This window comes from Arenimonas oryziterrae DSM 21050 = YC6267 (assembly GCF_000420545.1).
Lineage (GTDB): Bacteria > Pseudomonadota > Gammaproteobacteria > Xanthomonadales > Xanthomonadaceae > Arenimonas > Arenimonas oryziterrae.
On record NZ_ATVD01000006.1, the window covers coordinates 167821 to 178866 of the forward strand.

Annotated in this window: 11 protein-coding genes and 1 pseudogene; 2 read left to right on the forward strand and 10 right to left on the reverse strand. The window is 66.1% G+C overall.

The window, feature by feature from the left end; translation table 11 throughout:
* Positions 1–9 precede the first annotated feature (9 nt).
* From G467_RS0113845 to G467_RS0113865, 5 genes are read right to left on the reverse strand one after another with little or no spacing between them, the layout of a single operon-like run.
* A complete protein-coding gene (locus G467_RS0113845) occupies positions 10–666 on the reverse strand; it encodes an SPOR domain-containing protein (protein WP_022970338.1) in 657 nt (218 codons plus the stop codon).
* Positions 667–669: 3 nt separating this feature from the next.
* Positions 670–1413: a type III pantothenate kinase gene (locus G467_RS0113850; RefSeq protein WP_022970339.1), complete on the reverse strand. Its 744-nt coding sequence runs from the start codon at positions 1411–1413 to the stop codon at positions 670–672.
* Complete coding sequence (locus G467_RS16985) at positions 1410–2420, reverse strand: biotin--[acetyl-CoA-carboxylase] ligase (protein ID WP_022970340.1); 1011 nt, start codon at positions 2418–2420, stop codon at positions 1410–1412. The genes G467_RS0113850 and G467_RS16985 overlap by 4 nt, the downstream gene beginning before the upstream one ends.
* Positions 2417–3046 carry a glycerol-3-phosphate 1-O-acyltransferase PlsY gene (plsY, locus tag G467_RS0113860; RefSeq protein ID WP_022970341.1) on the reverse strand — a complete coding sequence of 210 codons (630 nt, stop codon included), beginning with the start codon at positions 3044–3046 and terminating at the stop codon, positions 2417–2419. Before plsY ends, G467_RS16985 begins: the two co-directional genes overlap by 4 nt.
* Positions 3047–3086: 40 nt before the next feature.
* Positions 3087–4889 (reverse strand): DegV family protein, encoded by a 1803-nt coding sequence (locus G467_RS0113865; protein ID WP_162140766.1) that lies wholly within the window; start codon positions 4887–4889, stop codon positions 3087–3089.
* 161 nt (positions 4890–5050) lie between these two features.
* Here G467_RS0113865 and G467_RS0113870 point away from each other — a divergent pair, with 161 nt between their 5' ends.
* Positions 5051–5329, forward strand: a complete 279-nt coding sequence (locus tag G467_RS0113870; protein WP_022970343.1) for a hypothetical protein — start codon at positions 5051–5053, stop codon at positions 5327–5329.
* A 31-nt stretch (positions 5330–5360) separates the two neighbouring features.
* On the opposite strand, the gene G467_RS0113875 is transcribed toward G467_RS0113870, so the two are convergent.
* The 5 genes and pseudogenes from G467_RS0113875 to dusA all read right to left on the reverse strand — a co-directional run.
* Positions 5361–6746 carry an ATP-binding protein gene (locus G467_RS0113875; protein ID WP_022970344.1) on the reverse strand — a complete coding sequence of 462 codons (1386 nt, stop codon included), beginning with the start codon at positions 6744–6746 and terminating at the stop codon, positions 5361–5363.
* 9 nt (positions 6747–6755) lie between these two features.
* Entirely contained in the window at positions 6756–7436 is a 681-nt protein-coding gene (locus tag G467_RS0113880; protein WP_022970345.1) for a response regulator transcription factor, read from the reverse strand.
* A gap of 39 nt (positions 7437–7475) precedes the next feature.
* Complete coding sequence (locus tag G467_RS16990) at positions 7476–7862, reverse strand: PepSY domain-containing protein (RefSeq protein ID WP_022970346.1); 387 nt, start codon at positions 7860–7862, stop codon at positions 7476–7478.
* A gap of 102 nt (positions 7863–7964) precedes the next feature.
* Complete coding sequence (locus G467_RS0113890) at positions 7965–8876, reverse strand: arginine deiminase-related protein (RefSeq protein WP_022970347.1); 912 nt, start codon at positions 8874–8876, stop codon at positions 7965–7967.
* A pseudogene (gene dusA / locus G467_RS0113895) lies at positions 8873–9835 on the reverse strand (tRNA dihydrouridine(20/20a) synthase DusA); the annotation flags it as partial. The pseudogene dusA and the gene G467_RS0113890, both read right to left, overlap by 4 nt.
* A gap of 156 nt (positions 9836–9991) precedes the next feature.
* Here dusA and G467_RS0113900 point away from each other — a divergent pair.
* Positions 9992–11038 carry a tyrosine-type recombinase/integrase gene (locus tag G467_RS0113900; RefSeq protein WP_022970349.1) on the forward strand — a complete coding sequence of 349 codons (1047 nt, stop codon included), beginning with the start codon at positions 9992–9994 and terminating at the stop codon, positions 11036–11038.
* Positions 11039–11046 lie beyond the last annotated feature (8 nt).

Here is an 11046-nt window from a genome sequence, read left to right on the forward strand (position 1 = left end):
GCATGCCGGTCAGAAACAATCGGCGCTTGCCGATTGCAGGGCCGGATCGGTGAGTACGCGCCGCCAGTCGAAACCGGTGCTGGCTGCGACATCGATCCACCATTGTGGCGCCTGTTCGGTGCGTGCTTCGATGGTGGCGTCGTAGCCGAGCGCGGCGATCTCGTCGTGGCGTGTGCGCGCATTGGCCAGGTCGCGAAAAATACCCAGCGAAACCGTGTTCTGCTGGTCGCCCGCCGTCACGACGTAGTAATCGGTGATGCCGTGCGCGGCGAGTTCGCGCGCCGTCGCCAGGGCCTGTTCGCGATTGCCCGCCGCCGGCAGGAAGACGCGATAGCCGCGCAACGAAGTCGCCGCGACTTCGCGGTACTGGATGCGCCCGACCTGGGGTAGCAAGGTATTCATCGCGCGACGCAGGTCCGCCGGCGTCCCGAACGGGCCGATGCTCAGACACACGGGGGCAGCGCCGAGCGTTTCCGGCGCGGCCGCCAGTTCTCCGGTCGGCGTGGCGAGATTCGCGCGATTTTCCGCTTCGCTGAGCAGGGTCAGCGACGACACGCCCGGATCGGTCGCGGGCAGGCGCGCGCGTGCCGGTTCGGCATGCAGGCCCCACCAGGCGGCGACGCCGAGATTCATACACACCAGCAGAAGAAGGATGGCTCGCAACATCGGCTAATTTTCCCGGCTCGATGCGAATCGCGCCAGACCCTCGAGCACGAGCATGGGACAGGAGACGCTCGGCTCGTAGGCAAGTTCGTCGAGCGCGTCCGCGCCACCGCCGCTGAGCAGCAAGGTCGGTCGCATGCCGAAGTGCTCCTGCGCCAGGCGCAGGCTGCGTTCGACCAAGCCCAAGGCTGCTGCGCGCGCCCCCGAGGCGACGGCATCGGCAGTGTCGGCGGCAAAATCGCGTGCGCGGCCGGCGGGAAGATCCATTACCGGGAAACGCTCAGCCAGGGCTTCGCGCATGTGCAGAGGGGTCGGCGCGATCAATCCGCCCAGGTGCCGGCCATCACGGGCGAGCGCATCCACCGTCAGAGCACTGCCCACCGACACGATGACCCAGGGGCCGTCGGAGCGCGCGGTCGCCGCGAGCATGGCGAGGAACCGGTCCACTCCCAACCGCGCCGGCTCCGCGTACGCCACCTGCAAAGACCCGTGCACGGCCGTCGTGCGCACGCGATGCACGCGATAACCCGACGCGAGCGCGACGGCGACCAGCGCCTCGGTCAGCGACAGCGACGCGACCGACGCGAGCCAGACCTCATCGCCTTCATCGGCCTGCCCCAGATGCACCGCCAACTGTTGCATCGCGTCGGCGTCGGCATGCGCGAACGCGCGTACGGTGCCGGGCGTCCCGGCGTCGGTCAGGGCGGCGCATTTGAGGCGGGTATTGCCCAGGTCGATCAGCCAGTTCATGCCGAGCCAGTCCTTCCTTCGGTCCGATGCGCGGCGCGTGGACCGAGCGGACGCAAACTGACCTCGCCACCGTGGAACTGTCGCTCGCCCTGCACGAGCTGCACGCGCAGCGCACCGACGTCGCTGACGCCAAGCGCGAGGCCCTCGTGTTCGCTCGCCCCATCCAGCACGCGCACCGGTTTCCCCGCCAGCGCGTCCAGCGCCTGCCAGCGCGCGGCGAAAGGCGCGAATCCCACGCGATCGAACTGGTCGAGGGCCGGCAGCAAATGCGTCAGCACCGCCGCAGCCACCAGATTGCGGGACGGCGGCTCGCCGTCGTCTAGCTGGGCGAGATCGCACCACGACTGATCGATGTCCAAACCAGCCGAACGCGGCATCTTGATGTTCAACCCCAGGCCGATGATGGCCTCGCAAGGCCCCCGGGCATCACCGCGCAATTGCACGAGGATGCCGCCGAGCTTGCCGGCCTCGGCGACGAGGTCATTGGGCCACTTCAGGCCGACGTGGTCGTAGCCCATTGCTTGCAAGGCTTCGGCCACGGCTACGCCGACGACCAGGCTCAATCCGGACAACGCGGTGAACCCGCCCTGGAAGCGCCGCGACAGACTCATCATCAGATTCGCCGCCAGCGGCGATACCCACGCGCGCCCACGCCGTCCCTGACCGGCCGTCTGTCGCTCGGCCAACCAGATCGCGACACCCTGCGTGGGCGTCGTCGCCGCGAGCGCATCGGACTGGGTGGAGTCGGTTTCGAATCGCAGCTGCAGGGCAGCGACCTGCGCACGCAGTTCGCTCGGGAGCGCCGTCACTATGACATCGGCATCGAGCAGCTGCAGCTCGTGTGCCAGTCGGATCTCGCCGTCGCGTTCAATCAGATCGACACCCGCCAGGCGCAACTTGGCGACGTCTTCCTGCAAGTGCGCGGCTGACACTGCCAGTTCTGCCGCCAGCGCTTCGGTTCGCGCCGGGCCACGAACAAGTCGGCTCAACAAGGCTTGCAGGCTCATGCGGTTTTCCGGGAGAACAGACGCGCGAAAATTCGCGCACGCTCGAAGCGAGGCTCGGTGCCGGCACGTAAGCGGGAAAGATTGCCGCGATGCGTGTACAGCAGGAACAAGCTGGCAACCAAGGCAAATCCCAGTCGCGGTGTCCCTTCGCCGAAGCCCCATGCCGTCGCCAGCAAACTCGCGCCGGCAATCACGGTCGACAATCCGACATAGCCGGTGATGACGAGCGTCAGCACCCACGCGCCGATGACGCCGGGCAGTGCCCAAGGCCAGGCCACCAGAAGTCCGCCGACCAGTGTGGCCGCGCCCTTGCCGCCACGGAACCCATGGAATACCGGCCAGACATGACCCACGACAGCGGCCAGCACGCAAAGCAGGATGGCGCTTTCGCGGGCCGCGGGAGCCGCGAAGATCGCCGCCAACCCGGCCGCCAACGCGCCTTTTCCGACATCGACGATCACGGTACCAAGAGCGAACTTCCAACCTTGGGTTCGCAGCGCATTGGTGCCACCGGCATTGCCACTGCCCTGCGTGCGGATGTCCACGCCACGCAAGCGGCCCAGCAGAAGGCTGCCCGACAGCGAGCCCAGCACATAGGAAACGACGACCAGCACGGCGATCAGCATGGCGCGATTATTGCGCGAAAGCGCCGCGCCGATGACGCCCTCAAGCGTCGGCCGGCTGCAGACTGACCACGAGCGCGCCGGGGCCGGCATGCGCGCCGATCGCCGGTCCCGTCTCGGCCAACCAGGCGTCCTGACAATTCAGGCGACGACGCAACTCGGCCAGCAGGACTTCGCCATCGGCACGGGCGTCGCAATGGCCGACGATGAGCCGCCAGCGCCGGCTGGCATCGACACGACGCGCAACATACGCGCCGAAGCGTTCGGGAACGCGACGCTTGCCGAGCAGGCCACCGGCGATGCCCAGGCGCCCCTCGGGCTTGATCTTGGCCAGGGGCGTGAAGCCCAGACCTTGCACGATCGGTTTGGACCACGCGGGAATGCGCCCGCCGCGCACCGCGAGCGTCACGTCGCGGGTGACCGCCCAGGTCAGCGTCAGCGAGCGCAGGCGCTCTAGGCGCGCGATGATCGCCGGAGCATCTTCGCCGCGCTGCGCAGCCTCGGCGGCGGCGATGGCGAGCAAGGCCTGCCCACCGGCAGCATTGGCGGTGTCGAACACGAAACTGCGATCGGGATGGCCGCGCTGAACGGCGGTTTCTGCCGACTGGATCGTGCCGGAAACGGCGCGCGCGACGCCCAGATACACCAGCGAAGGGTGATGCGAGAGCAGGAATTCGAATTGTCGGCGGAAGTCGCCGGGTGAAGGCTGGCTGGTCCGCGGCAACACCACTTCTTCGCGCAGTTTGCGGTAGAACTCGGCCGGCGTGAGCCCGATCTTGTCGAGGTAATCCTGATCGCCGAAGTTCAGTCGAAGCGGCACGACGTGGATGTTGAGGGCTTCGGCGACGCCCTCGGGCAAATCGGCAGAACTGTCGGTGATGATCGCGACCCTTCCGCCGCCAGCGGCGGTCCGCTGTTGCGCATGCATGTCGTCGGCCTTGGTCGACTCGACGCGACCAAAGCGCGCGGCGACGTCGAACAAGGCCTGAGGATTGGCGACATGCGCATGCAGCCGGATACGCGAATGCGAGCCCGCGACGACGACGCAAGAAGCCCCCAGATCGGTCACCGCCGCGCGCAAGCCCGGACGGTCCAGCCCTTCGCCCAACAACAGGCATTCGCTGCACCAGCGATGTTCGGGATCACCCTCAAGCAACTCACCATGACCTTGGGCCGCTTCCAGATCACCACGCGCGGGATCGTCCAGCGTCACCACATCGAGCTGGCCGGTCGCGAGGAACTCGCCGATACCCTCAAGCATATCGACGAAGCCCTGGGCGCCGGCATCGACCACGCCCGCCTTCATGAGCACGGGAAGTTGATTGGGCGTATTGGCCAGGGCCCGGCGCGCCTGTTCGAGAGCGCGCGCGTACCAGCTGCGGACATCGGTGATTTCCACGCGATGCTCCAACGATTCCGCGAACGCGCTGATCACGCTGAGAATCGTGCCTTCCTTCGGTTCGGCCAGGGCGCCGCGCGCGGACGTGGCCCCGGCGCGGATCGCCTGTGCGAGGGCCAGGGGCGCGATCGCGATCTGGGCGCCGGTCGCCTCGGCCACGCCGGTGAAGAACTGGGCCAGGATCGCCCCGGAATTGCCGCGGGCGCCGTCGATGGCGTCTTCTCCGACCTTGCGCAGCAGATCGCCGGCCCCGGCGGTCCGTCGACTCAGGGCGCCGGTCAGGACGCTACCCAGGGTGAAGGCGAGATTGCTGCCCGTATCGCCGTCAGGCACCGGGAAGACATTGATCTTGTTGAGGGCCTCGCGCTGGGCGATGACCCGGCGTGCCCCGGCGATCAGGGCCCGGCGCAAGGCGGGGCCGCGGATACGCAGGCGGGATGGGTCCAACGGAACGGCATTCATTCGGATCGCAGTCTGCCCGATGCCGGCGACCGCGCCATGTTGCAGTGCAGCACGTTCAAGCAAGCCGTCTAGGTTCCCGTTACACTTATGCAACTATTTGGGGCGATCCTGCATCTGCCCTGATGTCCTGCCACCGAGTCCAGACCATGTCCCGTGTCCTGCTGACCTTGCTGCTTTGCTTGTTCGCTGCCGGCGCGATGGCCAATCCGCCTGCTTCGACCGAGGAAAATTGCCCGGCGCCGAAGGCGGGCAAGAGCGCCTCGCCCGCGCCTGGTAACGACAACGACGGCACGGTCACCGGCACCGGCGCCACCGGCACGACGGGCCATACCGACAGCGCCAGTCCGAGTGCGCGCGTACGCACGGCGACCCCGCGCGTTGTCACGCCGCGCTGGCACAGCCTGTTGCCGGGAATGTTCCGCTAAAACCGCGGCGATCGCCGGCCGCACACCGGGATCAGAAGACCGGCGGAATCCTCACCAGGAAGCGAGCACCGCTCAGTTCCGTGGAGCGCTCGACGCGCAACTCGCCGCGATACGCGCCGACGATATCCTGCACGATCGCCAGACCGATGCCATGCCCTTGCACGCGCTCATCGCCGCGTACGCCGCGCTGCAGCAGGCGCTCGACGTTTTCCGGCGCGATGCCTGGACCATCGTCCTCGACCGAGATCAGCAGACCCGGTCGGCGATTGCCGGCGACCGGCTCGACCTTCACCGTCAACAGCACTCGGCGCGCCGCCCATTTGAACGCGTTCTCGAGCAGGTTGCCGATAAGCTCCTGCAAGTCGCCCAGCTCGCCGTGGAATCGCGCGCGCGGATCGACCTCGAACTCGCAGAGCACGCCCTTGCCGGCATACACCTTCTCGAGGCTCGCAACGATTTCTTCGGCACGCGGCTCGATCTCCAGCGGCGCGGAGAACAGCGCGTGGCCGCTGCGCGCGGCGCGCGACAACTGGTAGGAGACGATCTCGTTCATTCGCTGGACTTGCGCGGAGACCTCGCTGCGCAGTTCGTCGACGCCGGCGCCGGATTCCAGCCGCGAACGCAGCACCGCCAGAGGCGTTTTCAAACTGTGTGCGAGATCAGAGAGCGTATTGCGGCTCTGGTCCAGGTGCGCGCGTTCGCTTTCGATGAGCGCATTGATCGAGCCGGTGATCGGCTCGAGCTCAGCCGGATGACGGCCGGACAGGCGCGCGGTGATGCCGCGCTGGACGCGATCGAGCTCACGCTCGAGCAAGCGCAGCGGTTGCAGACTCCAACGAAGAACCAACATCTGCACGAGTAGCAGGAGCACGGCAGCGAGTCCCAGGTAACCCCACAGCGCTCGCCGGAAAACCTGTAGCTGCCGGTCGAACTGCGCGGTGTCTTCATAGACGGAGAACGTCAGGGGCATGTCGCCGTTTTCGGTTTCCCAGATCGTGGTGTGCGACAAGCGATAGACGGTTTCGCCGCCGTCGCCGCCATTGCTGTAGGACAGAGGGCCGTCGAGACGCATTTCGTTGAGCTTGAGCGGCTCGGGCTGCGGCAGCACGCGACCAAGCGACGAGGCCGACTCCCAGCGCAGTCCACGGCTGACGAGGCCAGCATAAAGTCCGCTGCCGGGCCGTTCGAAGCGCGGGTCGGGCGCCCGATCGGGCATGAGCAAGGCCCCGTTGCGCATGAATTCCATGCCGCGGTAATAGGCCTTGACGTAGTTCTGCAGGCGATCTTGCAATGCCACCAGCGCGGTTTCCTGGAACGCCCGGTCCAAGGCGTATCCGGTCAGACCCAGGAAGGCGATCAGGCCCAGGCTGGCCGCCAGCAATTGGCGGGCATGCAGGGAAAGCGCGCGCCGCGCCATCGCGGGCGCTTATTCGCTGCGCGGAATGGCGAAGCGGTAGCCGCGACCGCGTACGGTTTCGATCGGCTTGAGTTCACCGTCGGGATCGAGCTTCTTGCGCAGACGGCCGATGAAGACTTCGAGCACATTCGAATCGCGATCGAAATCCTGCTGATAGATGTGTTCGGTCAGGTCGGCTTTCGACACCAGCTCGCCGGCATGCAGCATCAGGTATTCGAGCACTTTGTATTCGTAGCTGGTCAGGTCCACGCCGGTGCCGTTGACACTGACCGTTTGCGAGCTCAGGTCCAGACGGATCGGACCGCAGTCGAGCGTGGGCTTGCTCCAGCCGGCCGCGCGACGCAGCAGCGCATTGATGCGCGCGAGCAGTTCTTCGACGTGAAAAGGCTTGACCAGGTAGTCGTCGGCGCCGGACTTCAGACCTTCGACCTTGTCCTGCCAGCTCGATCGCGCGGTCAGGATCAGGATGGGGAATTTTTTGCCTTCGGCGCGGAGCGCCTTCACCAGGTCCATGCCCGACATCTTCGGCAGACCCAGGTCGATGACGGCGACATCGAACGGAAGCTCGCGCCCGTGATACAGGCCCTCCTCGCCGTCGGCAGCCGCGTCCACGGCGAAGCCTTCGCGTTTGAGGCGAGCGCTTAGGGTTTCGCGGAGGGGGGCTTCATCCTCAACCAACAAGATACGCATGTCGTCTCCTTCGACGGGAACCGTCCGCCGTCGGGCGGCTCAGAGTTGGGATGCGTCGTCGCCGGAGTCGTCCGACCCGGCGTCCGATTTGGGCTTGCCACCACCACGACGACCGCCTTGCGGCGGATCCTGGCGGCGCTGCTGGGGATCGTCCTGCATGACCCGAACGCGGCCGTCGGAAGTCAGCACTTTCAGGCGATAGACCTCGCGGCCATCCCGCTGCATTGGTTCGGCACGCAGGACTTCGCCGCCGGTCTGACGCTCGACCCGACGCACGCTGCCCTGCAGATCGGCGTCACGACGCTGCGGCTGTTCGTTGCGCTCGGGCTTCACCGGTGCCGGCTGCTGCTGGGCACGCGCGTCCCCGAACGCCAGCAGGGCGCCAGAGACGAGCAGGATCAGCAGGGGACGGAGAGTCGGGGTCATTGTCTGGATGGTAGCGGGGCAGCGGGCGGACGACCAGTCGATTAGGCGCGGAGTCTGGCCGTGAGGCAGTGAATCCGGTCTGAACTCATCCCCCGGCGAGGCTCAAAAAATCTCGGCCACGCAACACCTTAGCGAGCCACCGGCTTTCTCGATCTCGTCGAGTTCGACGCCCTGCAAGGCGAAGCCTGCCGCGGCCAGGATGTCGCGCTGCGCCTCGCTCAGAGCAGCAACGCCCGTCGCGCTCATCCAGCACACCTCGTCGGACAGGGCGATGCAGTTCGCCGCGAACGCCTGCTTCTGTGCGGCATCGATGACCAGGGCATGCGGCGCATACAGCGCAGCGATGGCCTCGGCAGCGGCCGGGTCGGCGAAGCCGCCGGGCGCGATGACGACCGCGCGACCGGCCAGAATGCTGAGCACAACATTGGTGTGGTACTCACCGGGCGCCAGATCGAAGAGGAAGGTCGCGCGCAGACCGAAAGCGGCATGCATCGCCGCCGCTCCGGCCTCGTCGCAACGATCGGTCAGGCCGACAAAACCCAGGCCGCGGGCGCGATCGATGATCAGCGATCCGGTCAGTTCGCAAATGCCCGGCTGTTGCCGCAGGTCGAGCTCGGCATAGCCCAGCACGTCGCGGAAGAACGCACGGATGTCGCTCCGCTCGGCCTCGCGCTGGCGCACTTCATGGCGCATGTGGCCCAGGATCAATCGGCCCGGCGCGGTGCCGAAGACATTATTGGGAAACAGCGCGTCGGGCGTGTCTTCGCGACCGGGAAAGCACACTGTCGGCAGCGTCGTCGACAACGCGCGCTGCAATGCCCGGTGCTGCGCCAGTGCGCGGTCCGCGCCCACTTCCACGCCCATATCCATGTATCGGTTGTCGCTGGCTGATTGTTCGGCCAGACGAAACGCCTCGGGTGTGACCAGGAACGCGCCCCGCGCATTTGCCGGACCGGCGTCGGTCGGCGTGGCGCGCGCAAAACGCAAAAAGGTTGCGATGTCGCGGGTGATCATGCGGCGTTCTCTCGAAGGTCGGTGGCGGCGAGCGCGCGCTCCAGCAGTTCGATGCCGGCACCGTGGCGCGGTGCCCCTTCGCTGAGTATCTGACGGAACTGGCGTCCGCCGGGCTGGGCGTGGAACAGACCGAGGATATGGCGGCTGATGTGCTTGAGCGCGACGCCGCGAGACAGCTGGGTCTCGACGTAGGCCAGATAGTGCCGCAGCAGCTCGGATCGCGAACGGGGTGCCGCACCCGTCATTGCGGCATCGAGCTGATGCAATCGATACGGCTCGTGATAGGCGACGCGGCCGAGCATGACGCCATCGACCCACTCGAGCTGAGCCAAACTGTCTTCGACCGTGGCCAGGCCGCCGTTGATCGCGACCGTCAGCCCGGGGCGTTCGCGTTTCAGGCGATGCACCCAGTCATAGCGCAGCGGTGGAATCTCGCGGTTCTCTTTCGGCGACAGTCCCTGCAACCAGGCTTTGCGCGCATGCACGACGAATATCCGGCAGCCGGCAGCCGATACCGTATCGACGAAGGCCAAAAAGCGATCGTAGTCCTCGAGCTCATCGACACCGAGGCGGCACTTGACCGTCACCGGCACAGCCACCGCCGCGGTCATCGCTGCGATCCCGTCGGCGACCAGATCGGGCTCCTTCATCAGACAGGCGCCGAATCGGCCGGCCTGGACCCGATCCGACGGACAACCGACATTGAGATTGAGCTCGTCGTAGCCGAAGTCTTCGCCGATTCGTGCGGCCTGCGCCAACAGACCGGGCTCGCTGCCGCCCAGCTGCAAGGCGACGGGATGCTCGCTGACGTCAAAACCCAGCAATCGCTCGCGGTCGCCATGCAGGACCGCCTGGGCGTGCACCATCTCGGTATAGAGCCGGGCCGACGGCGCCAGGACGCGGTGGAAGGCCCGGCAATGGCGATCCGTCCAATCCATCATCGGCGCAACCGATAGCCGTGAAAACGCTGGAACGCCGCCAGATTGCGGCTCTGAGGCCCATTCGGCGGGCTTTCCGTCGTGTTGCATTGTGTGGGGTTTCCGGGGGTTTCTGGCTATTTCCAATCGCCCAGTGCTACGGTGCGTGCTACAAAATCCTCCGCGTAGCACCGAGCCATGGGAACGATCGTACCGCGCCGCCGAAAGGACGGCTCGACAGGATACACCGCGCAAATTCGCCTCAAGCGGGACGGCCGCCCGATCCATAGCGAGTCCGAAACGTTCAACACCCGCGCCCTGGCCAAGGAATGGATGACCCGCCGAGAAGCGGCGCTTGACCTTCAGCGCGCCCGGGGCGAACCGGTCGGCAAGCGGATGACCGTCGAGGCCATGATCGAGTGGTATGAGGCCCGAGAGCAGAAGCTCGAACCGTGGGGCCGAACGAAGCGAAGCGATCTCAAGCGGCTCCGGGAAGGCGGATTCGCCAAGCGCTTTGTCCACTCACTCACCCGGCAGGACTTCATCGCGTACATCGAGTGGCGCCGGTCAGAAGGGGCTGGCCCAGCCACTGCAGGCAACGACCTGATATGGCTTCGCCAGGTGTTCAAGTCGGCCGCCGCGGTGATCGGGGCCATGGTGCCCATGCCAGCGCTGGAAGAAGCCTCAGAGTATTTGCGCCAGGCGCGCACCATCGCCAAGCCAAAGCGGCGGAGTCGACGTACGTCTGCAGACGAAGAACAAATGCTGCTCGCCTACTTTGAGGCACGGCAAGGCGATATCCCGATGGCCGAACTTATGCGTTTCGCGCTGCTGACTGCGCGGCGCCAAGACGAAATCACCCGGCTCCAACGCTCAGATCTCGACAGGACAAAGGGCGTGGCCCTGTTGAGAGATGTGAAGCACCCCCGCATCAAGAAGGGCAACCACAAGACCTTTCGGATGCTTGATGAGGCTTGGGCAATAGTGGAACGGCAGCCGGAAATCTCTGGGGTGGACAAGGTCTTCCCTTTCAACCCTAAGTCGGTGAGCGCAGCGTTCACTCGCGCCACCCGCTACCTCGGCATCGCGGATCTCCACTTCCACGATCTCCGACACGAAGCCACCAGTCGGCTATTCGAACGCGGGTATTCGATCCAGGAAGTCGCGCAGTTCACCTTGCATGAATCTTGGGAAACACTTCGGCGGTACACGCATCTCAAGCCGGAAGACGTTCCCCAGCGGTAACGAAGCCT